Origin of the sequence: Thermomonas sp. HDW16, from assembly GCF_011302915.1 — a bacterium.
Classification (GTDB): Bacteria; Pseudomonadota; Gammaproteobacteria; order Xanthomonadales; family Xanthomonadaceae; genus Thermomonas.
Map to the genome: position 1 here is coordinate 719,534 of NZ_CP049872.1, position 26,524 is coordinate 746,057.

Below are 26,524 nucleotides of genomic sequence, written 5' to 3' on the forward strand. Positions count from 1 at the left end.
CTCAGCCGCCGAGGATGCCTTTCAGCAAACCCTTCATCGAAGGCTTCTTCTGCGGTTGCTGCGGCTTGCCCTCTCCATCGTCCATCTGCTGCATGTTGCCGAAGTCCATGCCCAGCATCGCGGTGGCGGTGGACTTGGCGCGGAAGCGGACGCTCCACTCCGGATTCCACGGCTGTTTCGGATCGGCCGGCTTGGGCGGATAGGTGATCCAGCTCTCCGGGCCGTAGGCGGTCATCATCAGCATGCCCGGCATGGTGGCTTGCTGGCCCTGCATGTTGGAGGCGCCGGCGAAGATGCCCTTCGGGACGGTGCAGCTGGTGGCGCTGGAAGGCAGCAGGATCTTCTGCTTCAGCCATTTGTCGATATAGCTGCCGCTGAGATAGGCATGCAGTTCCTGGCCGGCGCCGGGAATGTCGGCGCTGCTCCAGATGGTGAGCGCGTAGGAGTTCTCGCCGAGCACCTGCATGTGCATGCCGGTGATGAAATACGCGCGGGCGCGATCGACCGAAGGCCAGCTCAGTCCCACCGCCGCGGTCGGCTCGCCTTGCGAGCGCAGCATCAGTTTCGGCATGAAGTCGGCGTTCTGTTCGACCTGGAACTGCATCGACGCAGGGATGCCGTCGCCGGTGATCTTGTGTTCGCCGGCAAGCCGCGCGCCGCTCGGCACCTGCTTGCCGGACTTGCGGTTCGGCCAGTAGACCCAGCCCTGTTTCACGTCGATGTCGCGATCCGGCACGTACTGGCCCTTGGACAGGCTGCCGGTGGACTGGAAGTCCACGCCTTGCATGCTGCCTATCGGGTTCTTCGGATCGATGGTCTTGCCGCCGCCCTTGATCTTGAAGGTCGCGACCTTGGGTTGGCCGGCACGCACCGCCGCGCCGCAACCCCAGTATTCGGAGATCTTCACTTCGACATCGGGGATCTTGCCCGGTGGCGTGCTGCCCTTGGTTGGCGTGCTGGGTTCGGGCTCGATCAAGGTCAGCGATTTGCCCAGCTTCAGTCCGCCCGGGATCAGATCCTGCGCCTCCACGCCCGGCTTCAGGTCGTTGCGCAGCGCCATGTCCATGTACTGGCCTGTCATGCCGCCCACGCGCGCGTTCGGGTAGACGAATCGGTTCTCGGCGCCGCCACCCATGCGCTTGGCCATGAAACCGCCCAGCCCACCCATCATCCCGCCCATGTCTGGCATCCCCGCCATGTTGTGGGTAAGGACGTCGATGTACAGGTTGGTCGGCGGGTTCTTCGCCTTCTGGCTGGCGGCGGGCAGGGCGACCAGCGCGGTGGTCAGGGCGATGCAGAGCAGGTGGCGGCGTTGCATGGTGGCTCCGGCTTTCGGTTCGATCCTCCACTCAGTAGCGGATTTTCGAATCGAAACCGGTCATGCGCGCGCCGCTCAGATCACCGACAGCGCTTTTTCCTTGCGCTCCGCCAGCTTCTTTTCCAGGTAATGGATGTTCTGCCCGCCCTGCGCGAACCCGCCATCGGCCAGGATGCGCTGCTGCAGCGGCACGTTGGTCTTGATGCCGTCCACCACCATCTCGCTCAGCGCCACGCGCATGCGCGCGATGGCCTGTTCGCGGTCGGCGCCGTGCACGATGAGTTTTCCGATCATCGAGTCATAGTTCGGCGGCACCCGGTAGCCTTCGTAGATGTGCGAATCCACCCGCACGCCCGGGCCGCCCGGCGAATGGAAATGCGTGACCAGCCCGGGCGAGGGCATGAAGGTGTCCGGGTCTTCCGCATTGATGCGGCATTCGATGGCGTGGCCTTTCAGCACCACGTCGCTCTGCTTGATCGACAATTTGTGGCCGGAAGCGATCAGCAATTGTTCGCGCACCAGGTCGATGCCGGTGACCAGTTCGGTGACCGGATGCTCGACCTGGATGCGGGTGTTCATTTCGATGAAGTAGAAGCGGCCGTCTTCGTACAGGAACTCGAAGGTGCCGGCGCCGCGGTAGCCGATGCGGATGCAGGCTTCCACGCAGACGCGGCCGATCTCGGCGCGTTGTTCGTCGGTGATGCCGGGCGCGGGTGCTTCCTCCACCACTTTCTGGTGTCGGCGTTGCATCGAGCAGTCGCGCTCGCCCAGGTGGATGGCGTTGCCCTGGCCATCGGCCAGCACCTGGATTTCCACGTGGCGTGGGTTCTCCAGGAACTTCTCCATGTAGACCATGTCATTGCTGAAAGCCGCCTTGGCTTCCTGCTTGGTGGTGGCAATCGCATTGGCCAACGCGGCCTCGGTATGCACCACGCGCATGCCGCGCCCGCCGCCGCCGCCCGCGGCCTTGACGATGACCGGATAGCCGATTTCCTTCGCCAACTTCGCATTGGTCACGGCATCGTCGCCCAGCGGGCCGTCGCTGCCGGGGACGCAGGGCACGCCGGCGGCCTTCATCGCGCGAATTGCTTCCACCTTGTCGCCCATCAGGCGGATGGTGTCGGCCTTCGGGCCGATGAACACGAAGCCGGATTGTTCGACGCGTTCGGCGAAATCCGCGTTCTCCGACAGGAAGCCGTAACCCGGATGGATCGCCTGCGCGTCGGTGACCTCGGCCGCGGCGATGATCGCCGGCATGTTGAGGTAGCTCTCGCTGGACGGCGCCGGGCCGATGCAGACGGATTCGTCCGCCATCGCCACGTGCTTGAGGTTGCGGTCCACGGTGGAGTGCACGGCAACCGTGCGGATGCCCATCGAATGGCAGGCGCGGAGGATGCGCAGCGCGATCTCGCCGCGGTTGGCGATGACGACTTTATCCAGCATCGGAAACCTCGCCTCAGCCGATAACGAAGAGAGGCTGGTCGAATTCGACCGGCTGCCCGCTCTCGCACTGGATCGCCAGCACGGTGCCGGAAACGTCGGCTTCGATCGGGTTGAACATCTTCATCGCCTCGATGATGCCCAGCGTTTCGCCGGCCTTGACCGCCTGGCCGACGCTGACGAAGGCCGGCTTTTCCGGCGAGGGGCTGGCGTAGAAGGTGCCGACCATCGGCGCGCGCACCACGTGGCCGGCCGGCAGGTCGGCATGCGGCTTGTGCGAGCCGCCGGTCGCGGCTTCGGACGGCGAATGCATCGGCATGACCGGCGCGGCAGCCGCCGGTGCGGCGTGATGCACGGCCGGGGCAGGCGCGGCGGCCTGCACGTAGCCGCCCTTCGGCACGCGCGCCAGGCGCACGGATTCCTCGCCTTCCTTGATCTCGATCTCGGCCAGGTTGGATTCTTCCAGCAGGTCGATCAGCTTCTTGATCTTGCGCAGGTCCATCGTGATGCCTCTTGGGGTCAGGCCGCGAGCCGCGCGATCGCGGCGTCGAGGGCGTAGCGGTAGGAATCGGCACCGAATCCGCAGACCACGCCGACCGCCTTGTCGCTGAAATAGCTGTGCTGGCGGAAGGGTTCGCGGGCGTGCGGATTCGACAGGTGGATTTCGATGAAGGGGATCGCCACCGCGGCCAGCGCATCGCGCAAGGCCACGGAGGTGTGGGTGAAGGCGGCCGGATTGATCAGGATGAAGGCGGTGCCGTCGCTGCGGGCGGCTTGCACGCGTTCGATCAGTTCGTGCTCGGCATTGGACTGGAAACTCGCCAGGCGATGGCCGACGGCCTGCGCGCGCGCGCTCAGGTCGGCGTCGATGTCGGCCAGGGTCGTGCGGCCATAGACCTCCGGCTCGCGGGTGCCGAGCAGGTTGAGGTTGGGGCCATGCAGGACGAGCAGCTGCGCCATCGACAGGATCATCGGAACGGGCGCGCAGTGTCGCGCAGGCCGGCGATGCTGTCCAGTTCGGCGAACTTTTGCCGAATAATCGAATTTTAAACGACTGTTTGAGCGAAGGCTCTAATTGGCGTCAGCCCAGTCGGCGATGTCCTGCTGGTCATCGAACGGCCCGATCTTGGTCTTCAGCACGCGCCCATCGGCCGACACCAGCACCGAATACGGCAGCACACCGGCCGGATTGCCCAGTCGCACACCGGCATCGGCCGGGCCGGGGGTATCGATCAGGTTGGGGTAGGTGATGCCCAGCCGTTGCAGCATGGCTTGCGTCGAAGTTGCATCATCAAGCGCGATACCGACAACTTGCGTGCCGTTGCTGCCTTTTTCGGCGGCAAATGCCTGCAGTTCCGGCATTTCTTTGAGGCAGGGCGCGCACCAGCTGGCCCACAGATTGATCAGGGTGGGCTTGCCGGCCCAGGCAGCGGGAATGTCGGTTTTCGTGCCATCGACGGTTGCCAGTGTCATTGTCGGCACGATGTCGCCCCGTTTGGCGATCTTGACACCGGCAGGTACCGCTGGCGCTTGCGCATCCAGCACCGCGCCGAGCACGCGTTGGCCGGGTTCGGTACCGGCCAGGCGCTGGGCGATGGTGGGCTCGAAGTACAGGCTGGCCGCCGCGCCGGCGATGGCGGCCAGCAGCGCGACCAGCAGGATTCCCTTGTTCGACGGCATCAGCGCCCGCCCGCGGCTTGTGCGAGTGCCTCGTCTGCGATGCCCGGGGTCAGGATCACCGGCAGGATCCGGCCTTCGCCGCCGCCGCGCGGATACACCACATAGAGCGGCACGCCCACTGCCTTGTGCCGTTGCAGGTAGGCGGTGATGACGGGATCGACATCGGTGTAGTCGCCGACCATGTAAACGGCATTGGCGGCTTCCATTGCATCGCGGAAACCGTCGCGGGCGAACACGGTCTTTTCGTTGGCCTTGCAGCTCACGCACCAGTCGGCGGTCATGTTCACGAACACCACCCGGCCTTGCGCGCGCAGGTCGGCCAGCGCCTGTTCCGAAAACGCCACGCTGGCGATGCCGTTGTTCGTGGCGATGGCGGCGGTGTCCGGCTTCGGCAGGCGATGCAGCTTCAACAGCGGCCAGCCGATACCGACCAGTGCGGCCAGCACGAGGATCAGCCAACCACGTCCGCCGCCGCTGCGCAGCCGCGTCCACGCCCAAGCGCCGAGCGCCAGCGCGATCGCCGCGGCCAGCCACAAGCCGGCGGCATCGGCACCGCGTTGCTTGGCCAATACCCACACCAGCCACGCAGCCGTCGCATACAGCGGGAAGGCGAGCAGCTGCTTCAGCGTTTCCATCCACGCGCCCGGCTTCGGCAGCAGGCGCGCGAAGGCGGGCACGAAACCGATCAGCAGGAATGGCAGCGCCAGGCCCAGACCCAACATCAGGAACACCAGCATGCCGCCGGCGGCCGGACCGGTGAACGCATAGGCCAGCGCCGCGCCCATGAACGGCGCGGTGCAGGGCGTGGCCAGCACCACCGCCAGCACGCCGGTGAAGAAATCGCCGGACATGCCGCCGCGCTGCATCAGCGCGCCGCCGCGCTGGCCGACGCCGACATTCGCGTACCACAGGCCGGACAGGCTCAAGCCGAAGGCGAACACCACCAAGGCCAGCACCGCGACCACCAGCGGCTGCTGCAGCTGGAAACCCCAGCCCAGCGCCAATCCTGCCTTGCGCAGCGCCAGCGCCAATGCGCCGAGCGCGGCAAAGCTCACGATCACGCCGGCGGTGTACGCGAGTGCATGCCTGCGCGCGCGCTGCGGGCTTTCGCCGCTCTGCGCCAGCGACAGTGCTTTCAGCGACAGCACCGGCAGCACGCAGGGCATCAGGTTGAGGATCAGGCCGCCGAACAGGGCTAGCAGCAAGGAAGCGAGCAGGCCGCGGGTCTGTTGTTGCGGCGGCTGGGTGCGTTCGATGCCGCTGGTCGCGCTAATGACAGCGGCGTCAGAAGTGACGGGCGCGGTTTCAGCGGATGTGACGTTGGTTGCGGCGGTTGTATTGGTGGTTGCGGCGATCGTTTCGGCCGATGCCGGTTCGACGGCCGCGACCGGCGTGATCGTGCCGGCGGGCAACGACACCGCCAGCTTCCGGGTCATCGGCGGATAGCAGATGCCATCGGTCTGGCAGCCCTGCAAGCCCAGCAGCAGCGTGCCCTTCGCGGCCGTGGTCACCGTACGCGTCACCGGCACGGCGATTTCGACCTGGCCGAAATACACGGCGACATTGCCGAAATGTTCGTCGCGATAAGGCTGCGCCTTCGGCAATTTCGATGCGGGCGGCAGCGTGGCGGACAGGCCCTTGCCGGCATCGAGCTTGATGGAAAGCTTGTCGCGGTAGATGTAGTAACCGCGTGCCGGGGTCAGCCGCAGCAGCAGGGTATTTCCACCGTCGGAGATCACCTCGGTGGTGAATGCCTGTTCCACCGGCAACGGTGCGGCATCGGTGGCACCGGTATCGGCATTGCCGAAGCCGAACAGTCCGCCGGCCTTTTTCGCGAAACCGAAGCCGGCATCGCCGCCAGCGGCGGGCAGCGCGACTTTCAGCGTGCGCGTTTGTGGCGGATAACACACGCCAGCATCGGCGCAGCCCTGGTATTTCACGGTCAGCGTGGTGCTTGTCGCGCCGGCTGCGGGCGTGCCGCTGAGCGTGCCGGTCAGTTGCTGGCGATAGGTTTCGACGTCGCCGAAGAATTCGTCGTGGTGCTTGTCTCCGGTGGGCAACGCCAGCTTTGCGTTGCTGAAACCCGCATCCGCTTTGATCGAGGTGCGGTGCCGATACAGGTAATAGCCTTCGGCGATCTGCCAGCGCACCTCGATGCGATCCGGCGCGGTGGCTTGCGCGGAGAGCACGAACACCTCGTCCACCGGCGGCAGTTCGAAGTCCTGGGCGACGGCCGAGGCCGCAGGCAGGATGAGCAGCAGGGCGAGGCTGGCCAGCCAGCGGCGCAGGCGGGAAGGGGATGCGGTCATCGGCTCAGTCTAACGGGCGGGTCTGGCCGGCCACCCACTCCAGATAGGCGGGCAGGCCGGTGGCGGGTTCGACCGCCAGCAGCTCCGGCAGTTCATGGGGATGCAGTGCGATCAGCCGCGCCTGCAGGGCGTGATAGGCCTCGGCGCTGGTCTTGATCAGCAGCAGCGCTTCATCCGCCGCTTCGACTTCGCCCTGCCAGCGATACACGGAGCGCAGGCAGGGCAGGATGTTCACGCAGGCGGCTAGCCGCTCCTCCACCAGCACGGTGGCGATGCGCTCGGCGCTGGCGGCATCCGGGCAGGTGCTCAGGCAGATCAGGACAGGCATCGGCATAGCGTAGCGGCGGTGCTGCCCGGCGGCGTCTGCCGAAAGTTAGTCCCCGGCCCTTGAAAGGCCGCCAGGCCGCCCCATCTCCAGTCCGTCCCCGCTGGGGTTTTTGTTTGCCCTGGTTTTTGGCACTTGCCATGCGCGACTGCTAGAATTCGCGGGTTTTCCCACGTTAATCAACCATTTACCGAGGTTGTCATGTCCAATATCAAGCCGCTGCACGACCGCGTGGTCATCAAGCGCATGGAAGAAGAGAAGCTGTCCGCCGGCGGGATCGTGATCCCGGATTCGGCCACCGAAAAGCCGATCAAGGGCGAAGTGGTCGCCGTGGGCACCGGCAAGGTGCTGGACAACGGCCAGGTGCGCGCGCCGCAGGTCAAGGTCGGCGACAAGGTGCTGTTCGGCAAATACAGCGGCACCGAAGTGAAGCTCGACGGCGTCGACCTGCTGGTCGTGAAGGAAGACGACCTGTTCGCGATCCTCGGCTGATCGCGCGTCGCTTCCGAAAACTTTCCCCTATTGAATTCTTTTTGAGGTAATCGCAATGGCTGCCAAGGACATTCGTTTCGGCGAGGACGCGCGCTCCAAGATGGTGCGCGGCGTCAACGTGCTCGCCAATGCCGTCAAGGCAACGCTCGGCCCGAAGGGCCGCAACGTCGTGCTGCAGAAGAGCTACGGCGCACCGACCATCACCAAGGACGGCGTCTCCGTCGCCAAGGAAATCGAACTGGCGGATGCCTTCGAGAACATGGGCGCGCAGATGGTGAAGGAAGTCGCTTCCAAGACTTCCGACAACGCCGGTGACGGCACCACCACCGCCACCGTGCTGGCGCAGGCGTTCATCCGCGAGGGCATGAAGGCGGTCGCCGCCGGCATGAACCCGATGGACCTGAAGCGCGGCATCGACCAGGCCGTCAAGGCTGCGGTCGTCGAGCTGAAGTCGCTCAGCAAGCCGTCGTCCACCAGCAAGGAAATCGCCCAGGTCGGTGCGATCTCCGCGAACTCGGACGCCAACATCGGCGACCTGATCGCGCAGGCGATGGACAAGGTCGGCAAGGAAGGCGTGATCACCGTTGAAGAAGGCAGCGGCCTGGACAATGAACTCGACGTGGTCGAGGGCATGCAGTTCGACCGTGGCTACCTGAGCCCGTACTTCGTCAACAACCAGCAGTCGATGTCGGCCGACCTGGATGACCCGTTCATCCTGTTGTACGACAAGAAGATCTCCAACGTGCGCGACCTGCTGCCCGTGCTGGAAGGCGTGGCCAAGGCCGGCAAGCCGCTGCTGATCGTGGCGGAAGAAGTGGAAGGCGAAGCGCTGGCGACCCTGGTGGTCAACACCATCCGCGGCATCGTCAAGGTCTGCGCGGTGAAGGCCCCGGGCTTCGGCGACCGTCGCAAGGCGATGCTGGAAGACATGGCCATCCTGACCGGTGGCGTGGTGATTTCCGAGGAAGTCGGCCTGTCGCTGGAGAAGGCCACGATCAAGGACCTGGGCCGCGCCAAGAAGATCCAGGTATCGAAGGAAAACACCACGATCATCGACGGTGCCGGCGAAGCCGAAGGCATCCAGGCCCGCATCAAGCAGATCAAGGCGCAGATCGAGGAAACCTCCTCCGACTACGACCGCGAGAAGCTGCAGGAGCGCGTGGCCAAGCTGGCCGGCGGCGTTGCGGTGATCAAGGTCGGTGCCGCGACCGAAGTCGAGATGAAGGAAAAGAAGGCACGCGTTGAAGACGCCCTGCACGCGACCCGCGCTGCAGTGGAAGAAGGCATCGTCCCCGGCGGCGGCGTGGCCCTGATTCGTGCCAAGGCGGCGATCGCCAACCTGAAGGGTGCCAACGAAGACCAGAACCACGGCATTGCGATCGCGCTGCGTGCGATGGAAGCCCCGCTGCGCGAGATCGTGACCAATGCCGGCGACGAGCCGTCGGTCATCCTCAACCGCGTGGTCGAAGGCACCGGTGCGTTCGGCTACAACGCCGCCAACGGCGAGTTCGGCGACATGATCGAGTTCGGCATCCTGGACCCGACCAAGGTCACCCGCACCGCGCTGCAGAACGCCGCGTCGATCGCGGGCCTGATGATCACCACCGAAGCGATGGTGGCCGAGGCCCCGAAGAAGGACGAACCGGCGATGCCGGCCGGCGGTGGCATGGGCGGCATGGGCGGCATGGATTTCTGATCCGGCGCCATCCGCTGCACTGCTGTACAGGAAGGCCCGCGCAAGCGGGCCTTCTTTTTTGCGCGCGGGACGCGGATCATCGGTGGTTTCCGAAAAGCGGTGCGACGCGTGGCGACTTCCAGCAACAGCGATGTCCTGATCATCGGCGGCGGCCATAACGGCCTGGTTTGCGCGGCGTATCTGGCTGGCGCCGGATTGAAGGTGCGCGTGCTGGAGCGCCGCCATCTGGTCGGCGGTGCGGCGGTGACCGAGGAGTTTTATCCCGGCTTCCGCAACTCGGTGGCCAGTTACACGGTCAGCCTGCTCAACCCGAAGGTGATCGCCGACCTGCGCTTGGCGCAGCATGGCCTGCGCGTGGTCGAGCGGCCCTACGCGAACTTCCTGCCGCTGCCCGATGGACGCAGCTTCCGCTTGGGCGGTGGCCATACCGAAGCGGAGATCGCCAAATTTGCGCCGGGCGATGTCGCGCGCTGGGCGGATTACAACGCGATGCTGGATCGCGTGGTGGCGGTGTTGAAGGAACTCGTCCATCTCACTCCGCCGAACATCGGCGAGCGCATCGCCTTCGCCGACTGGCTGGGATCGTATGCAGTCGCCAAGCGGCTGAAGCACCTTGACCTGCGTGGCCGCCGTGACCTGCTCGACCTGTTCACCAAATCTGCCGGCGAACTGCTCGACCACTATTTCGAAGGCGAGCCGTTGAAGGCGGTGCTGGGCTGGGATTCGGTGGTCGGCAATTTCGCGAGTCCCTACACGCCGGGAAGCGCCTATGTGCTGCTGCACCACCTGTTCGGCGAAGTGAACGGCAAGACCGGTACCTGGGGCCACGCCATCGGCGGCATGGGCGCGATCACCCAGGCGATGCGCGCCGAATGCGAGGCGCGCGGCGTGAGCATCGAGACGGATGCCGAAGTCGCCAGCCTCATCGTCGAGAACGGCAACGCGGTCGGCGTAGCGTTGGCCGATGGCCGCGAATTGCGCGCGGCCACCATCGCCAGCAACCTCAACCCGAAGCTGCTCTATACGAAACTGGTCGAACGCACGCAGCTCGATGAAGACACCGCGCAGCGCATCAACCGCTACCGCAACGGTTCCGGCACCTTCCGCATGAACGTGGCGTTGAGCGAGCTGCCGGATTTCACCGCGATGCCGGGCACGCAACAGCAACCGCACCACTCCAGCGGCATCCTGATCGGACCGTCGCTGCAGTATTTCGAGCAGGCGTATTTCGATGCCAAGTCGAAGGCATACAACGCCGGTTGGGCGCGTAAGCCCATCGTCGAAGTCGTCATTTCGTCCACGCTGGACGAAACCCTCGCGCCTGCGGGCCAGCACGTCGCCAGCCTGTTCTGCCAGCAGGTGAATCCGCAGGTCGACGGCGGCTGGGACGCGCATCGCGACACCGTCGCAAAACTCATGATCGACACCGTCAACGACTATGCGCCGAACTTCGCGCGCAGCGTGCTGGGCTACGAGGCATTGAGCCCGCTCGATCTGGAACGCCGCATCGGCCTGGTCGGCGGCGACATCTTCCACGGCGCGCTGGGTCTCGACCAGATGTTCAGCGCGCGCCCGCTGCTCGGCCAGGGCAACTATCGCGGCGCGTTCAAGCACCTCTATCTCTGCGGCTCCGGCACGCATCCGGGCGGCGGCGTGACCGGCCTGCCGGGGCGCAATGCCGCGCGCGAAATCCTCAAGGACCTGCGGCGCGGGCCGCGGCCGGACTGAAGCGGCCGGCTCAGGCAATCGTGAGGCGAGGCCGGTGGGTATTCGCGCAGCGACATTTCGAGTCGCGTAGCGAATACCCGCCGGCCTCGCCGTCGCCTGAACTCTGACCTGTTCGCCACGACGGCCCCGTTGGTTGCGTTGACCATCACGGAAAACGCCCATGGGCCGCACCCCGCTGTTCCGTCTCCTGCAACGCGCCGCCGCCATTGCCCGCGCATCCCGCCACGTGCGCATGCCGCTGGACGAATTCCACGAGGTGGTGCGCACGCAACGCATCGATCGTCGCCGTCGCCGCCTGCTGCAGTCGGCGGGCGCCAGCGCATTGCTGGCCGGTTGCCAGTCGCTGCCCGCACCGATGCGCGCGAACACGGATGACGAAGTCGCCATCGTCGGTGCCGGGATCGCCGGACTGACCGCAGCGTGGCGGCTACGTCAGCAAGGCGTACGGGTGCGTGTATACGAAGCACAGAACCGCATCGGTGGACGCATGCTCTCGTTGCGCAACCACTTCGCCGATGGCCAGGTGATCGAGCTCGGCGGCGAACTGATCGATACCGGTCATGCGCATATCCGCAAGCTGGCCGGCGAACTGGGCCTCACTCTCGACGACCTGCTCGATGGCGACGGCGACCACGACACCTGGTTCTTTGATGGCCGCGCGATCGGCGAAGCCGAGATCGTGCGCGCCTTCATGCCGGTGGCAGCGGCGATCGAGCGCGACCTCGCCGCCGCCGGCGATGGCGACTACGACTACACCGACCAGAATCCGAAGTTCCGCGAACTCGATGCGCTCAGCATCGCCCAATGGTTCGACCGCAATGGCGTGAGCGGCTGGCTGCGCAAGCTGCTCGACGTGGCCTACACCACCGAGATGGGGCTGGAGGTCGAGCAGCAGTCCGCGCTGAACTTCCTCACCTTCATCGGCACCGAGGACAAGGACGCGTTCCGCATCTTCGGCAGCAGCGACGAGCGCTTCCACGTGCGCGGCGGCAACGACCTGATCCCGCAGGCGCTGGCGGCGAAGCTGGCGGATGCCATCGAACCCGGCCATGTGCTGGAAGCGCTGCGCGGCGATGCAGACGGCTACGTGCTCAGCTTCCGCAAGGGCGAAACTTCGCGCGAGGTGCGTGCCGCGCAAGTGGTGCTGGCACTGCCGTTCACCCTGCTGCGCAAGGTGCGCATCGATGTTGCGCTGCCACAGCGCAAGCGGCAGGCCATCGACAACCTCGCGTATGGCAGCAACGCCAAGCTGATGATCGGTTTCGAGCGCCGGGTCTGGCGCACGCACGGTGCCAATGGCGCGTCGATGAGCGACCTCGGCTACCAGACCAGCTGGGACACCTCGCGCAAGCAAGCGGGAACGGCGGGGGCATTGACCAATTTCACCGGTGGCCGCCACGGCATCGAACTCGGCCAGGGCACGCCCAAACAGCAGGCCGAAGCCGCCGTGCGCGACCTCGAACGCGTGTTCCCCGGCATCGCCACCGCACGAGGCAATGCCGCCGAGGCGCGCATGCACTGGCCATCAAATCCGTGGGTACTGGGCAGTTACGCCTGCCTGCGCCCGGGAGACTGGTCATCCCTCGGCGGGGTGATGGGCGAGGCCGTCGGCGGCCTGCATTTCGCCGGCGAACATTGCTCGGTCGAGGCGCAGGGCTTCATGGAAGGCGGCTGCGAATCCGGCGAATTGGCGGCACAGGCCGTGCTGATTCAGCGCGGTGCAGCCGTGGCACAGCGCTGAATATCATTCCTGTACTGAACAGTATTTTTTTGCAGCGCAGCGTGCAAAGCCCATAACGATTCCTTCACGATCAGCCCGCATCCCGACGTGGGGGAGGGAGCAAGCCCGCTGAGACTTCGGTCGAAGCGGGCTTTTTTATTGCCTGCTCCGCGCCAAGGTGCCCGCACCCGCATGCAAGAATCGTGCGATGCACGATCTTCAGCCTCACATCGACCGCAAGCTCGCGCTGCTTCCGGCGGACGCCGCGTGGCGCGCCGACGCGCCATTCATTGCCAAGCTGCGCCAGCTCGCCATCGCCAGCGATTTCGCGCTGGCCACGCTGGCCACGCAGCCGGACCTGATCGAGCACCTGCAGGCCGATGACGGCGCCACGCCGGCCACGCCGCCCATGCTCGACGCCGGCAACCGCGCCGACTGGCCGCGCCTGCTGCGGCGGTATCGCCAGGCGGAATCCACCCGCCTGGTCTGGCGCGACGTGATCGAGGGCGATCCGGTCGATGCCATCCTGGCTGGCAGCACCGCGCTTGCGGAAACCTGCCTGCAGTTGGCACTTGGCGCGCTGGAAGCGGAATTCGCGCAACGCTTCGGCAACGTGCGCGACGCGGATGGCGTGGGGCAGCAGTTGGTCGTGTTCGGCCTGGGCAAGCTCGGTGGCGGCGAGTTGAATTTCAGTTCCGACATCGACTTGGTCTACGCCTACGAACACGATGGTGATTCGGACGGCGCGCGTTCGCTGGCGGCATCGGATTACTTCGCGCGGCTCGGCCAGCAACTGGCGAAGCTGCTGGACGAAGTGACCGCGGACGGTTTCAGTCATCGCGTCGACCTGCGCCTGCGTCCGTTCGGCAATGCCGGGCGAGTGGCGTTGAGCTTCGCGGCGATGGAGCAGTACTTCCAGCGCGAGGGCCGCGACTGGGAGCGCTACGCCTGGCAGAAGGCGCGGCCGGTAGCGGGCGATCTTGCAGCCGGCGACCGCTTCCTCGCAGCATTGCGGCCGTTCGTGTATCGCCGTTACCTCGACTACGGTGCACTCGACGGCCTGCGCACGATGAAAGCGGCGATCGCCGCGGAAGTGGCGCGCAAGGAACTGGCCGACGACATCAAGCGCGGGCCGGGCGGCATCCGCGAGATCGAATTCCTGGTGCAGGCGCTGCAGCTGATCCGTGGCGGCCGTGAGCCCGAGCTGCGCGAACGCCGCCTGCTGCCGGCGCTGCAGGCACTCGTGCAGGCGGATCATCTGGATGCCGAGACGGCCGACGCATTGGCCCGTGCCTATCGCTACCTGCGCGTGTTGGAGAACCGCATCCAAATGATGGGCGACGCGCAAACCCATGCGCTGCCCGCCGACGAACTGCAACGCGAACGCGTCACGCGCGGGCTGGGTCATGCGGATATGTCGGTACTCGATACCGAACTTGCAGGCGTGCGCGAGTACGTGGCATCGGAATTCGCCGGCTTGTTGGCACCGCGCAAGGCCGCCAGTGGCGACAGCGACCTGGCGCTGTACTGGCGCAACCTGCCGGACGATGGCGATGCGTCGTCGCTGGCGAGCGCCGGCTTCGAGGCTAGCGACGATCTGCACCGCAGCCTCTGTGATTTCGCCCGCGCGCCTGGTGTGCGCGAACTGTCGGATGCGACCCGCGCGCGGCTGGATCGCGTGCTGCCGGCCTTGCTGCAGGCAGCGGCCAATTCTTCGCAACCGGATGCGGCGCTACGCCGGCTGTTGCCGCTACTACACACCTTGCTGAAGCGTGCGAGTTACCTGGCCCTGCTCGACGAGCAGCCGGCGGCGTTGCAGCGGCTGGTCGATGCGCTGGCGCGCAGCGCCTTGCTCGGCGAACGTTTGGCCGCGCATCCGTTGCTGCTGGACGAATTGCTGGATCGCCGCGTGACCGGCGACTTGCCGGATCGCGAGACGATGCAGGCCGAATGCGCCGTGGTTTTACGCGCAGGCGATGCCGAGGCCTCATTGCAGGCGCTCAACGAAGTGCGCCAGGCGCTGAGCTTCCGCATCGCGCTGGCGTTGCTGGATGCGCGCTGCGATGCACAGGACTGCGCGCGTCGCTTGGCATGGTTGGCAGATGCGGTGGTCACCTGCGTACTGCGCATCGCGCTGGAAGAAATGCACGCGTCGCATGGCGGTATCGATCACGGGCGTTTCGCCGTGCTCGGTTACGGCAGCCTGGGTGGCGAGGAACTCGGCTTCGGTTCCGACCTCGATCTGGTGTTCCTGTACGACGCGCCGGACGGCGCGGCGTCCGATGGTGCACGTGCGCTGGATGCATCGCGCTGGTTCGCCCGCCTCGGGCAGAAGATCGTCTCCCTGCTTGGCGTCGATACCGGCGCCGGCCGCCTGTTCGAAGTTGACGTGCGCCTGCGCCCGGATGGCGCGAAGGGTTTGTTGGTCTCCAGTCTTGCGAGTTTTTCCGAGTACCAGCGCGAACGCGCCTGGACCTGGGAGCATCAGGCGCTGGTCCGCGCGCGCTGTGCTGCGGGCGATGCCGGGCTGTGCGGCGATTTCGAGCGTCTGCGCGAAGCCGTGCTGGCCCGCCTGCGTGAGCCGATCGCGGTGGCCGAAGACGTCTCCAAGATGCGGCGCAAGATGCGCGCCGAACTCGATCGCAGCGACGCGGCGCTGTTCGACATCAAGCAAGGCGAAGGTGGCCTGGTTGATCTGGAATTCCTGTTGCAATCCCTGGTGCTGCGCAATGCGGCAAGCGCGCCGGCGCTGTGCATCCCGCGCGCCACGCCGCTGTTGATCGACGCGGCGCAGGCGGCAGGGCGACTGGATGTCGATACGCGCGATGCACTGCAGGCCGCGCATGCGGTGCTGTTGGATGCGGGCCTGCGCTGCACCCTGGATCGGCGTCCGCGACGGGTGCCGCTGACGCCGGAGATCGAACAGGCGCGTGGCGCGATTCGTGCGGCGGTGCAAGCGCAGGGATTGCGTTTCGACGGGGAGGAAAAGGGGGCAGAGTGAATTTCGCGCCGATACCAATCGGCAGTATCCGGATGTCCGGCCGCAAAACCGCAAAACTTCACTCTGCTCCCTTTTTGCCGTTTACGCGCCCGCAATCGCCAACCGCTGCCGCACTTCCGCCGCCACCCGCGCGGTTTCGCGCAGCGGCTCGGCCGGGAAGGATGCGAGCGTGGCATCGAGATCGCGCACGCGGCCGCTGGCGCGCAACGCGTCCAGGAACACCCGCAAGCGTCCGCTGGCGATGTCGGCCGACCAAACAAATATCGGCACCAATGTCGCCGCCGCTTCGCTGAGCATGTTCACGGAATCCGGCGTGCACACGATGCGCTGTGCATGGGCGAGCAAGCCGGCATAGGGATTGGCGCCGTCGCGTTCGTCGCGCCAGCGGATGCCGGGAATGCCGGCATCCACCTTCGCGAATGCGTCTCGCCAACGATCCGGCGTGCGCCGCGAGGCGACCGCGCTGAAGCTGCCGCCCTCGTCGCGGGCGCGTTGCGCGAGTTGCTGCAGCAATGATTCGAATCCGACATCGCACAAGGCCACATGCTTGCTCTGTGCGCCGACCAGCAACACGGTGTGCGGCGCGGGTAGTTCGGCAATGCGCGGAGTATCGTGGCGCGCCTGCGCCAGCCACAGGTCGTCGACGGGATTGAGGCTGCCCAACATCGAAATCACGTTGTCACCGCGCAATCCATCGTGCTGTGGCGCGATGACCAGATCCCAGTGTTCCGGGCCGATGCGCGGATCGAGGACCTGCACCGACTTGCTGCCACGCGCGCGCAGCAGGCGGGTGGCCAGTGCCGCCTGCCGGCCGCAGCCGATGGCGAGCGAGGGTGGCCGTGCGAGGCAGGCGTCGAAGTCGGCCCCGAAGGCGCGGTTCGCACCGGGCATCACGCGCGGCGCCAGCCAGCGCCACGGCGCACGCGGCTGTAACAGGACTTCTGCGAACGTACTATCCAGTGCCTGCGCCAAGGCCAGCGCCTGCCGGGCATTGCCGGCGCGGCCGTCGTGCAGGGCAAGGAGATCAGTCATGCACGACCGCCGGCGCATTGTTGCGCGAATGCATTCAATACGTTCCGATGGCGTGATTTTAGTTTCATCCGTGGAACTCTACACTTTGCCTTGTCGAACTAACCCGAGGATCGCATGTCGCACACCCTGAATGATGCCGCGCTGGACCAGCTGTTCCGCACCGCCCGCACCTACAACGCCTTTTCCGGTGAGGTGTCCGACGAGACCTTGCGCAAGCTGTACGACCTGTTGAAGTTCGGCCCGACCGCGGCCAACTCCACCCCAGCGCGCTTCGTGTTCGTGAAATCGGCCGAGGCCAAGGCCAAGCTGGGCCCGGCGCTGGATGCCGGCAACTACGAGAAGACCATGGCAGCGCCAGTGACCGTGATCGTCGGCTTCGACCAAGACTTCCACGAAAAACTGCCGGTGCTGTTCCCGCATACCGATGCCAAGAGCTGGTTCGAAGGCCCGCGCGAGAACCGCTTCATCCCGGCGTTCCGCAATGGCAGCCTGCAGGGTGCCTACCTGATCCTGGCGGCGCGCGCGCTTGGGCTGGATTGCGGGCCGATGAGCGGTTTCAACGCGGCCAAGGTCGATGAAACGTTCTTCGCCGGCACAGCGATCAAATCCAATTTCCTGGTCAACCTGGGCAAGGGCGACCCGGCCAGCATCTTCCCGCGTTCACCGCGGCTGGGCTTCGACGAAGCCTGCCGCATCGAATAACTACGTATCCACGACATTCCCGCAAGGAGACCCCCATGTTCAAGCGTCTGTTGTTGACCGCCGCCCTCGTTGCCGCCAGTGCCAATGCCTTCGCCGCCGGCGTGCCCTACAAGCTCGATCCGACCCATACCAATGTCATCGCCACCTGGAGCCACTTCGGCTTCTCCAACCCGTCGGCGAATTTCGGCGATGTGGATGGCACCCTGGTCTATGACGCAGCCGACGTGGCCAAGTCCAGCGTCGAAGTCAGCCTGCCGCTGTCGGGCCTGGACAGTTTCGTCCCCAAGCTGGATGAGCATCTGCGTGGCAGCGATTTCTTCGACGCCGCGAAGTTCCCGGCGATCACCTTCAAGAGCCGCAAGGTCGAAGACCTGGGCAACGGCAAGCTGAAGATCACCGGCGACCTGACGGTGAAGGGCACCACCCGCGAAGTCGTGCTGGACGCGCATCTCAACAAGGCCGGCGAGCATCCGATGATGAAGGTGCCGACGGTCGGTTTCGATGCCACCACCACGATCAAGCGCAGCGAATTCGGCGTGGGCGCATTCGTGCCCGCGGTGAGCGATGAGATCACCCTGCGCATCACCACCGAAGCCTCGGTGCCGAAGGCCACGGCGGCCAAGTGAGCCACGCATGATCATCGAACGCCCCGCCGCAGCACGTGGCACCGTCGACCTGGGGTGGCTGCGCAGCAAGCACAGCTTCTCCTTCGGCCATTACCACGACCCGGCGTGGATGGGCTTCGGCCCGCTGCGGGTGATCAATGACGATACCGTCGCCCCGGGCGGCGGTTTCGCCCCGCACCGCCACGCCAACATGGAAATCCTCAGCGTGGTGCTGGACGGCGCGTTGGCGCACCGCGACAGCACGGGCACCGATGGCGTGATCCGCGCCGGCGAAGTGCAGTGGATGAGCGCAGGACACGGCATCGAACACAGCGAATACAACGGTTCGGATGCGCAGCCGGTGCATTTCCTGCAGATATGGATACAGCCGGATCGGCTCAACGCGCAGCCCGCTTACGCGCAGCAGTACTTCGATCCCGAAGCACGCTGCGCCCGCTGGGCGGCCCTTGTGTCGTCCGATGGTGCGGACGGCTCGATCGCGATCCGCCAGCAGGCCACGTTGCGGGCGACTCGCCTGCAGCCGGGCGATGCGGTGGCCGCCGTGCTGGATCCGGCGCGCAAGTACTGGTTGCATGTCGCTACCGGTGAAGTCGCGGTTGGCGAGCGCGTACTGGTGGCCGGCGATGCGCTCGGTTTCGACGACGAGGGCGGTGAGATCGCCCTGCGCGGCATTGCCGACGCCAGCGACGTCTTGCTGTTCGACCTGCCGGCCTGACGCGCCGCGCTGCTAAACTGGCGCGGTTCCCGCAACCGCGTCGCATCGCCATGGCTGAGTCCGTCCACACCGCTTCGTCGCCCGCCAATGCCCAGCTGGAGTACCAGGTGCATCGCACCGACCTGCCGCTGTGCTGTCCGCAGCCGTCGATGGCGCTGTGGAACTCGCATCCGCGCGTGTACCTGGCGATCGAGGCCGACGGCGGGCGCAGCGAATGCCCGTACTGCAGCGCCGTATACGTGCTGGTGGACTGACGCAGCGCGTCGATGCGCCGCCTGACCGTGGTGCAATTGCTGCCGGCGCTTTCGTCCGGCGGCGTTGAACGTTCCACCCTTGAGATCGCCGACGCGCTGGTACGCGCTGGTCATCGCGCGATCGTGGTGTCCGCCGGCGGCCGCCTGCTGCCGCAGCTCGAAGCGCTGGGCGCTGAGCATGTGACGCTCGATATCGGGCGCAAGTCGCTTGTCACTTTTCGCCACGTGCCGGCGCTGCGCAAACTGTTTCGTGATGTCGATGCCGACATCGTCCACGCGCGCTCGCGATTGCCTGCATGGCTTGCCTGGTTCGCGTTGCGCGGGAGCGCGCGTGCGCCGCATTTCGTCACCACCGCGCACGGCTTGAATTCACCTTCACGCTATAGCGCGATCATGGTTCGTGGCGAACGCGTGGTCTGTGTCTCGCAAACGGTGCGCGAGTATCTGTTGCGGCACTATCCGCGGACAGATCCGGGACGATTGGTGGTCATTCCGCGCGGCATCGATCCCGATGCGTTTCCGCATGCGCCGATGCCGGATCCGCAGGCACGCGCACGGGTCGTTGCACTGCATCCGCAACTGAGTGGCACTGGCCCGTTGTTGCTGTTGCCCGGTCGTGGCACGCGGCTGAAGGGCCATGCCGATGCCATCGGCTTGCTCGCCAGCCTGCGCGCGGCGGGCATGGATGCGCGGTTGTGGATGCCGGGTGCGCGGCAGGATGGGCGCGAGGCATATTTGGCTGAACTGGATGAGATGGCGCGCGATGCAGGCGTCGAGGATGCGCTGGCGATGACCGGAGCGACCGCAGCGATTGCCGAGGCGTATGCCGCAAGTGACCTGGTACTGCAGCTTTCGCGCAAGCCGGAGTCGTTCGGGCGCACCGTGATCGAGGCGCTGTCGGTCGGGCGGCCGGTCTTGGGGTGGGCTCACGGTGGTGTTGGTGAATTGCTGGCGGAGCTGCAGCCGCAAGGCGCGGTACCGCCCTTCGACACCACGGCATTGGCATCCGCTGCGCGTTCGGTGCTCGCGCAGCCGCCGGCAGCCGTTACGATGCGGTCTTATCGATTGCAGGCGATGCAGGAGGCAACCTTGGTGCTGTACCGATCGCTGGTGGAGGCATGAGCGCGACACAGGCCGCGCCCGGTTGGCGCTGGGCGCCGGCGTGGGTGCTGGTGTTCGTCGCGTTGTGGCCCGCACCCGGGTACGCTGAGGCCGTGTTGGTGCTTGGGGCGATCGCCGGCATCGTGCGCTTGTTGCTGTCGCGTTTCCGCGGAGGCACAGCCTTGCTCAGCGGACCGGCTTGGGCGCTGACCTCGGTATTGTTCTTCGCCTATTGGCTGCCCGAGGCGATCTCCGCCATCGATGCCGCGGATCGTACGCGTGCTTTGCGCGAAGCGGCTGTCGATCTTCGCTACCTGCCGTTCCTGTGGGTCGTGGCCTCCGCAGTGGCCAGCGAGTATGGGCGCCGTCGCACCTTCAACGGACTGGCGGCAATCGTCGGCATCTGGACACTGGATGCCCTGATCCAGGCGATGACCGGCACCAGTCCGTTGTTCTGGGGCATCGATGGCATCAAGCAGGCGATCAGCGGGCACGGCATGTGCACGGCGTCGGAAGTCGCTGCGCTGGATCGCCTCAGTGGCATGCTCGGGCCGTGCAATCTCAAGCTGGGGATCGTGCTGGCCAGCCTGTCGCCGTTCGCGCTGGATGCCGCAAGCCGTCGCTTCGGCCGCCTCGGCTGGCTGTTGGCGGCCTCAGCGATCGGCCTGGTCATCCTGCTGGCCGGCGCACGCGCGTCATGGCTGACCTACGGGCTGGTGCTCGCGTGGACTGGCTGGCGGTTACTGGGTTGGAAGCGGCTGCTGGCGGTATTTGGTCTCGGTGCCGCGCTGTTGTTGGCAGCGGCATTGGTTTCGCCGCCGGTCGCCGAACGCCTGCACCGCAGCACGGCGGCTTTGACGGGTAACGCCGAAGGCGTGGATCACGCGCTTTCCGGCCGAAGCCGAATCTGGTCGGCTGCGTTGTGCATGGCGCGCACGCATCCGGTGAATGGTGTTGGTGCGCGTGGTTTTCGGGAAGCGTTCCCGGCATGCGATGCGGGTGCCGGTGCGCAGGCAGCCTGGGGCACTGGGCCAGCATTGCATGCGCACCAGATCGTGCTGGAAGTGCTGAGCGAAACCGGCGGCATCGGTCTGCTGTTGTGGTTGGCCGGTGCGGCGATGGCGTGGCGTGCTTGGCGCTATGCCGACACGGCGGCGCGCGAACGTGCACGTCCGGCGATGATGGCGCTGGCGGTCACGATTTTCCCGTTCAACACGCACCTGGCCGCGTACTCCACGTTCTGGGGCGGTGTATTGCTGCTGCTCGCGGCCCTGTACGCCGGCAGCCTGTTGGCGCGTGAGCCGGGATGACGCTTCGGCTTTCCGGCGTGGTGACTACGCTGAACAACGCGGCGACGTTGGAGGCATGCCTGTCCAGCTTGGCGTTCTGCGACGACCGAGTAGTACTGGATTCCGGATCAACCGACGCTACCCTCGATATCGCGCGCAGGTACGGCGCGCGCATCGAAACACAGGCGTTTGCCGGTTATGGGCCGCAGAAGCAGGCGGCCATCGAGTTGGCGTATGGCGAATGGATTCTGTTGCTGGATGCCGATGAGCATTTGTCGGATCACGGTCGGGACATGATCGAACGCGAACTCGCAGCGCCACTCGCGGACGGCTATCGGCTACCCCGCCAGGAGTGGTTGTTCTGGCGTTGGCCGCACGCAGGCACGCGCGCGAACTGGCAGCTGCGGCTGTTTCGCAAGGCGCACGGGCGGATGAACATGGTGCCGGTGCATGCGGCGCCGGAAGTCGAGGGTCGCGTGCTGGACCTGGACGCACCATTTCGTCATTACGGCGAGCCGCACCTCGCTGACCGCGTCGACAAGGTCAACCGCTATTCCACTGGGCTGGTCGAGCACAAACGCGGCAAGCGTCCGTGTTTTATCGGGATGCGCCTGCTGTTCTATCCGGCGGTCGCGTTCCTCAAGCTCTACTTCGGCAAGCGCTACTTCCTCAATGGCTGGGCCGGGTTCTTCGCGGCGAAAACGCAGTCGTTCTATGCCTTCCTCAAGTACGCGAAGGTGTTGGAAGCGCAGCGTCAGGGCGCTTTGCACGAATAGCGCGGCGGCGCACCTCCGGGCTGCCGCTTGAAGCGCCGGTGCAGCCACAGGTATTGCGTGGGCGCCTCGCGCACCATCGACTCGATCGCGGCGTTGACGGCGGTGGTATCGACCACGGCATCGTCGGTGGGGAATGGCGCCAATGGTTCGGCGATGCGCAGCACGTAGCGGTCGTTCTCGCGGCGATGGAAGAAAGGCACTACCGCGCAGCCGGTCAGGCGCGCGAACTGGTGGGTGGCGGTGATGGTGGCCGCGGGGATACCGAAGAACGGTGCGAACACGGTGTCCTTGCCGCGCATGTCCTGGTCCGGTGCATACCACAGCAGTCCGCCGCGCTTGAGGTGGCGGATCGCCGCACGGGTATCGCCATTGCCGAACATCGCGCTGGCATAGCGCAAGCGGCCACGCAGCACCGCCCATTCCATCACCGGGCTGCGGTGCTTCCGGTACATGCCGGCTAGCGGCACATGGTCGCAGATCAGGCGACCACACATCTCCAGCGTCATGAAATGTCCCGAGACCAATAGCACCCCGCGGCCTTCGGCCTGCAAGCGCTTCAGGATGTCGAGGCCCTCGATGGTCGCGGTACTCCGCATCGGCGCGGCATCGCCCCACCAGGCACGGGCGAATTCGAACAGGCCGATGCCGACATCACGGAAGTTCTCGCGCAGCAACTGCCCGCGTTGTGCTTCGTCCAATTCCGGCAGGCACAGCGCGAGGTTGGTGCGCGCGGCCTCGCGACGACGGCGCGACAGTCGCAAGGCGAGCCAGCCGACGCCCGCGCCCAGCTTGCGCTGCACCGACCATGGCAGGCGCGCCAGGCCCATGCAGACGGCCAGCCCGAACCACACCGGCCAGTGGCGAGGGCCAAGGGGTGGGTTGGGGAGCTCGGGTGCTGTGCTTGCGGGCATGTTTCCGATTCTACCTAGCCCCGCCGCTTCGCTATGCTGTACCGATGCGGGCCGACCTCACCGAGCGCGTGCTGCGCGGCCTGTATTCCGCCGCCCTGTACATCCTTGCGCCGATCACCCTTTACCACCTGATTTGGCGCGGGTTTCGCCAGCGTGCCTATTTCCAGCGCTGGGGCGAGCGCTATGCAAGCTACCCGACCATCGCCGTCGAGACGCCGTTGTGGTTGCACGCGGTTTCGGTGGGAGAGGTCAACGCCGCCGCGCCGCTGGTCACGCGCCTGCTGCAGGACCATCCCGGATTGCGATTGGTTGTCACCACCATCACGCCCACCGGCTCCGAGCGCGTGCAGGCCCTGTGGGGCGACGCGGTGGTGCATGTCTATCTGCCCTACGACTTGCCCGGCGCAGTGGCGCGGTTCCTCGATCAGTTCAAGCCGAAGCTGGCGCTGATCGTGGAAACGGAGTTGTGGCCGAACCTGCTGTTCGCCTGCCGTGATCGCGGGATTCCTGCCTATATCCTCAATGCGCGGCTGTCGGCGCGTTCGCTGCGTGGGTATCGCGTACTCGGCCCGTTGATCAGGCGCGCCCTGCGCGGCGTGTCGCTGATCGCGGCGCAATCGGAGGACGACGGCAAGCGCTTCATCAAGCTCGGTGCGCAGCCGCAGCGGGTGAAGGTGATCGGCAACTTGAAGTTCGACACCTTGCCGGTGGACGACACGGATTTCGTGCGCGAACTCCGCCACCATCGTGGCATCGGCACGGTCTGGATTGCCGCGAGTACGCACGAAGACGAGGAAGTCGCCGTGCTGGAAGCGCATCGCATGGTGTTGCAGGCGCACCCGGATGCGCTGTTGCTTTGGGCGCCACGCCACCCGGAACGTTTCCGTGCGGTCGCGCAACGTGCGGCGGAGGTCGGTTTCATGGTCGCCACGCGCAGTGAACAGCGCTGGCCGCGGCCTGGGACGCAGGTATTCGTGGTCGATACGTTGGGTGAGCTGGTGAAGTTCTACGCCTGCGCGAAGATCGCCTTCGTCGGCGGCAGCCTGCAGGCGATCGGCGGGCACAACCTGCTGGAACCGGCAGCCACCGGCACTGCGATCCTCAGTGGCCCGCACCTGCACAACTTCGCCGACATCGCGAAGCGCCTGCTTGAAGCGGATGCCATGCGCATCGTCGAGGACGCGCCCGCGCTTGCGGCGGCATTGCTGGAGTTGTTCACCGATGAGGACGTGCGCGAACGCATGGCAGCGAGTGCGCAACAGCTGCTGTTGGCGGGGCGGGGTGCGCTGGAGCGCACCATGGCCTTGATCGAACCCGCGTTGCCACGGGGTGATTGATCCAATCAGGGTGCGGTGGTCGCCGCCGCAACCGATTCGTCGGTGGTGAGCAGGCGGTTCACGTCCTCGACATCGGACACTTCCAGCGTACCGGCGGCCTGCTCCAGCAGCAGGCGGCTCTGCAGGAAGTTGTACTTGGCCTGCGAATAGGCCTGTTGCGCGGCGAACAGGGTGCGCTGGTTCACCAGCACGTCGAGCACGGTGCGGGTACCGACTTCCAAGCCCACCTGCGAGGCCTCGTAGGCGCTCTGCGCGGAGATCACCGCCAAGCGGCGTGCTTCCACTTCGCTGATGCCGGCGACCAGCGCCTGATAGGCATTGCGGGTGCTGCGTTCGATGGAGCGGCGTGTCTGCTCCAGTGCGTCGGCGGTGGCATCACGCTGGGCCAGCGAGCTGCGCACACCGGACTGGGTGGCGAAGCCGGAGAAAATTGGAATGCTCAGGGTCAGGCCGACATTGGTGGTGGCCTTGTTACTGCCACTGAATTCCGGGTTTCCGTACAGGCCCGGGATCGCCCGACCATAGGAGGCGCCAAGGCCGAGGGTCGGGTAGTGGCCGGAACGTGCCGTGGCAACGTTCGCCTCGGCGGCTTCCAGATCCGCAGCCTGCGCCTTGAGCGAGGGATTCTCGGACAATGCGGTGGCTACCCAGCCATTGACATCGCGCGACTCCGGCAGCGACGGCTTGAAGTCGTCCGGCAGGCCCTTGAGGTTGCCGACCGGGGTGCCGGTGATTTCGACCAGTGCCTGGTAGGCATCTTGCACCGCGTTGCGGGCGAGGATGGTGTTGGCGCGCGCGGCATCGTATTGGGCGCGTGCCTCGTGTACGTCGGTGATCGGCGCCAAGCCGACCTCCAGGCGCTTGGAGGCGAAATCGAACTGTTTCTGCAGCGCGGTTTCCGCGGCTTCGGCGGCGGACAGCGTCTCCAGCTGCACCAGCACGTTGAAGTAGGCGGCCGACGTGCGGGTGATCAGGCTATGGCCTGCGGCATCCAGGTCGAAGCCGCCGGCGCGATCCTGCGCCTTGGCAGCGCGCAGCGCGGTGTAGTTGCCGTAATCGAACAACGATTGCTGGGCGCTGACGCCCCACGAGCCGGTGCGACGCGCATCGCCCGGGGTGCCGATGCGGTCGAAGCCGACCGAACCGTTCACCTGCGGCAACAGCGCGGCGCGTGCCTGCACCGGACGTTCGGCGGCGATCGCGCGGCTGGATTCCGCTGCGGCGTACTGCGGGTCGCTGCTGCGCGCATTGTTGTAGCTCTGCAGCAAGTCGTCGGCCTGCGCTGCGGCAGGCAGCAGGGCAATGGCAAGGGCGAAGGCGAGCGGGCGACGCAGCATGGGGGATCCTTTGGCGCGAGAGTGTCGTGAGGGATGCTTAGAGGGTGAATTCAGGCTGCGGCGCGGTGCCGGCCAGATACGGCAAGTCGGTTTCGAACAACGATTCGGTGCGCGATCCGTTGACATCGCGATGCACCAGGGTGGCTTCCATCGCCGGCGAACGGCCCTGCACCACGAACAGGCGGCCGCCCGGCGTCAACCATTCCAGGAAGCGAAGCGGCAGTGTTTCCACCGCGGCGTTGACGCAGATCGCATCGAACTGCTGCGTGTTGTCCCAGGACAATGCATCAACGGTTTCGATGCGCACATTGCCGATGCCCTGCGCGGCAAGGCGTGCGCGGGCGGCCTCGGCCAGGTCGGCGCGGCGCTCGATGCTCACCACTTCCCGCGCCAGGCGCGCCAGGCAGGCGGTCAGGTAGCCGCTGCCGGTACCGATTTCCAGCACGCTTTCCTCGGCCTGCGGCAGCAGCGCCTGCAAGGCGCGGCCTTCCAGCACGGGTTTCATCATCGATACGCCATCGCCCAGCGGCAGCGCGGTATCGGCATAGGCCATCGCGCGCAGCGCCTCGGGCACGAAGGCTTCGCGCGGCAGCGTGCCGATGGTCTCCAGCACGCGCGCATCCAGCACGTCCCAGGGACGCACCTGCTGTTCCACCATGTTTTCGCGTGCCTTGGTGTAGTCGATGCTCATGCGCTTGGAATCCGTTGCGGGGAACCGGTCATTTTACCGGTGCT

At 66.0% G+C, this 26,524-nt stretch carries 24 protein-coding genes; 13 read left to right on the forward strand and 11 right to left on the reverse strand.

The annotated features are described in order from the left end of the window. Nucleotide 1: 1 nt before the first annotated feature. The 7 genes from G7079_RS03185 to cutA all read right to left on the reverse strand — a co-directional run bounded on the left by G7079_RS03185 (nucleotide 2) and on the right by cutA (nucleotide 7,081). A complete protein-coding gene (locus G7079_RS03185) occupies nucleotides 2-1,318 on the reverse strand; it encodes a hypothetical protein (protein WP_166055491.1) in 1,317 nt (438 codons plus the stop codon). Between the two features lie 75 nt (nucleotides 1,319-1,393). Then, entirely contained in the window at nucleotides 1,394-2,761 is a 1,368-nt protein-coding gene (gene accC, locus G7079_RS03190; protein WP_166055493.1) for an acetyl-CoA carboxylase biotin carboxylase subunit, read from the reverse strand. A 13-nt stretch (nucleotides 2,762-2,774) separates the two neighbouring features. After that, on the reverse strand, nucleotides 2,775-3,260 hold the full coding sequence (accB, locus tag G7079_RS03195; RefSeq protein ID WP_166055495.1) for an acetyl-CoA carboxylase biotin carboxyl carrier protein: 486 nt from the start codon (nucleotides 3,258-3,260) through the stop codon (nucleotides 2,775-2,777). 17 nt (nucleotides 3,261-3,277) lie between these two features. Continuing rightward, nucleotides 3,278-3,718: a type II 3-dehydroquinate dehydratase gene (gene aroQ / locus G7079_RS03200; protein WP_166055497.1), complete on the reverse strand. Its 441-nt coding sequence runs from the start codon at nucleotides 3,716-3,718 to the stop codon at nucleotides 3,278-3,280. A gap of 111 nt (nucleotides 3,719-3,829) precedes the next feature. Continuing rightward, nucleotides 3,830-4,438 carry a TlpA disulfide reductase family protein gene (locus G7079_RS03205; protein ID WP_240906231.1) on the reverse strand — a complete coding sequence of 203 codons (609 nt, stop codon included), beginning with the start codon at nucleotides 4,436-4,438 and terminating at the stop codon, nucleotides 3,830-3,832. Next, complete coding sequence (locus G7079_RS03210) at nucleotides 4,438-6,747, reverse strand: protein-disulfide reductase DsbD (RefSeq protein ID WP_166055499.1); 2,310 nt, start codon at nucleotides 6,745-6,747, stop codon at nucleotides 4,438-4,440. Before G7079_RS03210 ends, G7079_RS03205 begins: the two co-directional genes overlap by 1 nt. A 4-nt stretch (nucleotides 6,748-6,751) precedes the next feature. Beyond that, nucleotides 6,752-7,081: a divalent-cation tolerance protein CutA gene (gene cutA / locus G7079_RS03215; RefSeq protein ID WP_166055500.1), complete on the reverse strand. Its 330-nt coding sequence runs from the start codon at nucleotides 7,079-7,081 to the stop codon at nucleotides 6,752-6,754. Between the two features lie 192 nt (nucleotides 7,082-7,273). Between cutA and groES the strand changes: the two genes are divergently transcribed. The 5 genes from groES to glnE all read left to right on the forward strand — a co-directional run bounded on the left by groES (nucleotide 7,274) and on the right by glnE (nucleotide 15,709). After that, nucleotides 7,274-7,564 carry a co-chaperone GroES gene (groES, locus tag G7079_RS03220; RefSeq protein WP_166055502.1) on the forward strand — a complete coding sequence of 97 codons (291 nt, stop codon included), beginning with the start codon at nucleotides 7,274-7,276 and terminating at the stop codon, nucleotides 7,562-7,564. Between the two features lie 55 nt (nucleotides 7,565-7,619). Beyond that, on the forward strand, nucleotides 7,620-9,260 hold the full coding sequence (groL, locus tag G7079_RS03225; protein WP_166055504.1) for a chaperonin GroEL: 1,641 nt from the start codon (nucleotides 7,620-7,622) through the stop codon (nucleotides 9,258-9,260). A gap of 108 nt (nucleotides 9,261-9,368) precedes the next feature. Further along, nucleotides 9,369-10,988: an NAD(P)/FAD-dependent oxidoreductase gene (locus G7079_RS03230; RefSeq protein ID WP_166055506.1), complete on the forward strand. Its 1,620-nt coding sequence runs from the start codon at nucleotides 9,369-9,371 to the stop codon at nucleotides 10,986-10,988. 160 nt (nucleotides 10,989-11,148) lie between these two features. Further along, on the forward strand, nucleotides 11,149-12,729 hold the full coding sequence (locus tag G7079_RS03235; RefSeq protein WP_166055508.1) for an NAD(P)/FAD-dependent oxidoreductase: 1,581 nt from the start codon (nucleotides 11,149-11,151) through the stop codon (nucleotides 12,727-12,729). A gap of 187 nt (nucleotides 12,730-12,916) precedes the next feature. Next, nucleotides 12,917-15,709 carry a bifunctional [glutamate--ammonia ligase]-adenylyl-L-tyrosine phosphorylase/[glutamate--ammonia-ligase] adenylyltransferase gene (gene glnE, locus G7079_RS03240; RefSeq protein WP_166055510.1) on the forward strand — a complete coding sequence of 931 codons (2,793 nt, stop codon included), beginning with the start codon at nucleotides 12,917-12,919 and terminating at the stop codon, nucleotides 15,707-15,709. An 81-nt stretch (nucleotides 15,710-15,790) separates the two neighbouring features. Here glnE and G7079_RS03245 read toward each other — a convergent pair whose 3' ends face one another. Next, nucleotides 15,791-16,741 carry a mitochondrial fission ELM1 family protein gene (locus tag G7079_RS03245; RefSeq protein ID WP_166055512.1) on the reverse strand — a complete coding sequence of 317 codons (951 nt, stop codon included), beginning with the start codon at nucleotides 16,739-16,741 and terminating at the stop codon, nucleotides 15,791-15,793. A gap of 114 nt (nucleotides 16,742-16,855) precedes the next feature. On the opposite strand from G7079_RS03245, the gene G7079_RS03250 reads away from it, so the two are divergent. From G7079_RS03250 to G7079_RS03280, 7 genes are read left to right on the forward strand one after another with little or no spacing between them, the layout of a single operon-like run. Continuing rightward, on the forward strand, nucleotides 16,856-17,443 hold the full coding sequence (locus tag G7079_RS03250; RefSeq protein ID WP_166055514.1) for a malonic semialdehyde reductase: 588 nt from the start codon (nucleotides 16,856-16,858) through the stop codon (nucleotides 17,441-17,443). A 35-nt stretch (nucleotides 17,444-17,478) separates the two neighbouring features. Further along, a complete protein-coding gene (locus G7079_RS03255) occupies nucleotides 17,479-18,069 on the forward strand; it encodes a YceI family protein (protein ID WP_166055516.1) in 591 nt (196 codons plus the stop codon). Between the two features lie 7 nt (nucleotides 18,070-18,076). Further along, entirely contained in the window at nucleotides 18,077-18,784 is a 708-nt protein-coding gene (locus tag G7079_RS03260) for a pirin family protein (RefSeq protein WP_166055518.1), read from the forward strand. Nucleotides 18,785-18,834: 50 nt separating this feature from the next. Continuing rightward, on the forward strand, nucleotides 18,835-19,038 hold the full coding sequence (locus tag G7079_RS03265; RefSeq protein WP_166055519.1) for a zinc-finger domain-containing protein: 204 nt from the start codon (nucleotides 18,835-18,837) through the stop codon (nucleotides 19,036-19,038). A 12-nt stretch (nucleotides 19,039-19,050) separates the two neighbouring features. Continuing rightward, nucleotides 19,051-20,160, forward strand: coding sequence for a glycosyltransferase family 4 protein (locus tag G7079_RS03270; protein ID WP_166055522.1), 1,110 nt, complete (start codon nucleotides 19,051-19,053; stop codon nucleotides 20,158-20,160). Beyond that, nucleotides 20,157-21,449 carry an O-antigen ligase family protein gene (locus G7079_RS03275; RefSeq protein ID WP_166055524.1) on the forward strand — a complete coding sequence of 431 codons (1,293 nt, stop codon included), beginning with the start codon at nucleotides 20,157-20,159 and terminating at the stop codon, nucleotides 21,447-21,449. The genes G7079_RS03270 and G7079_RS03275 overlap by 4 nt, the downstream gene beginning before the upstream one ends. Then, nucleotides 21,446-22,204: a glycosyltransferase family 2 protein gene (locus tag G7079_RS03280; RefSeq protein ID WP_166055526.1), complete on the forward strand. Its 759-nt coding sequence runs from the start codon at nucleotides 21,446-21,448 to the stop codon at nucleotides 22,202-22,204. Before G7079_RS03275 ends, G7079_RS03280 begins: the two co-directional genes overlap by 4 nt. Here G7079_RS03280 and lpxL read toward each other — a convergent pair. After that, a complete protein-coding gene (gene lpxL, locus G7079_RS03285; protein WP_166055528.1) occupies nucleotides 22,183-23,115 on the reverse strand; it encodes an LpxL/LpxP family Kdo(2)-lipid IV(A) lauroyl/palmitoleoyl acyltransferase in 933 nt (310 codons plus the stop codon). The two genes, G7079_RS03280 and lpxL, sit on opposite strands and share 22 nt — an antisense overlap. Before the next feature lie 44 nt (nucleotides 23,116-23,159). Here lpxL and waaA point away from each other — a divergent pair, with 44 nt between their 5' ends. Next, complete coding sequence (waaA, locus tag G7079_RS03290; protein WP_166055530.1) at nucleotides 23,160-24,452, forward strand: lipid IV(A) 3-deoxy-D-manno-octulosonic acid transferase; 1,293 nt, start codon at nucleotides 23,160-23,162, stop codon at nucleotides 24,450-24,452. A gap of 5 nt (nucleotides 24,453-24,457) precedes the next feature. Here waaA and G7079_RS03295 read toward each other — a convergent pair whose 3' ends face one another. After that, complete coding sequence (locus G7079_RS03295; protein WP_166055532.1) at nucleotides 24,458-25,789, reverse strand: TolC family outer membrane protein; 1,332 nt, start codon at nucleotides 25,787-25,789, stop codon at nucleotides 24,458-24,460. 37 nt (nucleotides 25,790-25,826) lie between these two features. Further along, on the reverse strand, nucleotides 25,827-26,480 hold the full coding sequence (locus G7079_RS03300; RefSeq protein WP_166055534.1) for a protein-L-isoaspartate O-methyltransferase: 654 nt from the start codon (nucleotides 26,478-26,480) through the stop codon (nucleotides 25,827-25,829). Nucleotides 26,481-26,524: the final 44 nt, after the last annotated feature.

Coding starts and splice junctions, on each gene's coding strand:
- G7079_RS03185 (WP_166055491.1), bottom strand. CDS start 1,318: ATGCAACGCCGCCACCTGCTCTGCATCGCCCTGACCACCGCGCTGGTC.
- accC (WP_166055493.1), bottom strand. CDS start 2,761: ATGCTGGATAAAGTCGTCATCGCCAACCGCGGCGAGATCGCGCTGCGC.
- accB (WP_166055495.1), bottom strand. CDS start 3,260: ATGGACCTGCGCAAGATCAAGAAGCTGATCGACCTGCTGGAAGAATCC.
- aroQ (WP_166055497.1), bottom strand. CDS start 3,718: ATGGCGCAGCTGCTCGTCCTGCATGGCCCCAACCTCAACCTGCTCGGC.
- G7079_RS03205 (WP_240906231.1), bottom strand. CDS start 4,438: ATGCCGTCGAACAAGGGAATCCTGCTGGTCGCGCTGCTGGCCGCCATC.
- G7079_RS03210 (WP_166055499.1), bottom strand. CDS start 6,747: ATGACCGCATCCCCTTCCCGCCTGCGCCGCTGGCTGGCCAGCCTCGCC.
- cutA (WP_166055500.1), bottom strand. CDS start 7,081: ATGCCGATGCCTGTCCTGATCTGCCTGAGCACCTGCCCGGATGCCGCC.
- groES (WP_166055502.1), top strand. CDS start 7,274: ATGTCCAATATCAAGCCGCTGCACGACCGCGTGGTCATCAAGCGCATG.
- groL (WP_166055504.1), top strand. CDS start 7,620: ATGGCTGCCAAGGACATTCGTTTCGGCGAGGACGCGCGCTCCAAGATG.
- G7079_RS03235 (WP_166055508.1), top strand. CDS start 11,149: ATGGGCCGCACCCCGCTGTTCCGTCTCCTGCAACGCGCCGCCGCCATT.
- glnE (WP_166055510.1), top strand. CDS start 12,917: ATGCACGATCTTCAGCCTCACATCGACCGCAAGCTCGCGCTGCTTCCG.
- G7079_RS03245 (WP_166055512.1), bottom strand. CDS start 16,741: ATGACTGATCTCCTTGCCCTGCACGACGGCCGCGCCGGCAATGCCCGG.
- G7079_RS03250 (WP_166055514.1), top strand. CDS start 16,856: ATGTCGCACACCCTGAATGATGCCGCGCTGGACCAGCTGTTCCGCACC.
- G7079_RS03255 (WP_166055516.1), top strand. CDS start 17,479: ATGTTCAAGCGTCTGTTGTTGACCGCCGCCCTCGTTGCCGCCAGTGCC.
- G7079_RS03260 (WP_166055518.1), top strand. CDS start 18,077: ATGATCATCGAACGCCCCGCCGCAGCACGTGGCACCGTCGACCTGGGG.
- G7079_RS03265 (WP_166055519.1), top strand. CDS start 18,835: ATGGCTGAGTCCGTCCACACCGCTTCGTCGCCCGCCAATGCCCAGCTG.
- G7079_RS03270 (WP_166055522.1), top strand. CDS start 19,051: ATGCGCCGCCTGACCGTGGTGCAATTGCTGCCGGCGCTTTCGTCCGGC.
- G7079_RS03275 (WP_166055524.1), top strand. CDS start 20,157: ATGAGCGCGACACAGGCCGCGCCCGGTTGGCGCTGGGCGCCGGCGTGG.
- G7079_RS03280 (WP_166055526.1), top strand. CDS start 21,446: ATGACGCTTCGGCTTTCCGGCGTGGTGACTACGCTGAACAACGCGGCG.
- lpxL (WP_166055528.1), bottom strand. CDS start 23,115: ATGCCCGCAAGCACAGCACCCGAGCTCCCCAACCCACCCCTTGGCCCT.
- waaA (WP_166055530.1), top strand. CDS start 23,160: ATGCGGGCCGACCTCACCGAGCGCGTGCTGCGCGGCCTGTATTCCGCC.
- G7079_RS03295 (WP_166055532.1), bottom strand. CDS start 25,789: ATGCTGCGTCGCCCGCTCGCCTTCGCCCTTGCCATTGCCCTGCTGCCT.
- G7079_RS03300 (WP_166055534.1), bottom strand. CDS start 26,480: ATGAGCATCGACTACACCAAGGCACGCGAAAACATGGTGGAACAGCAG.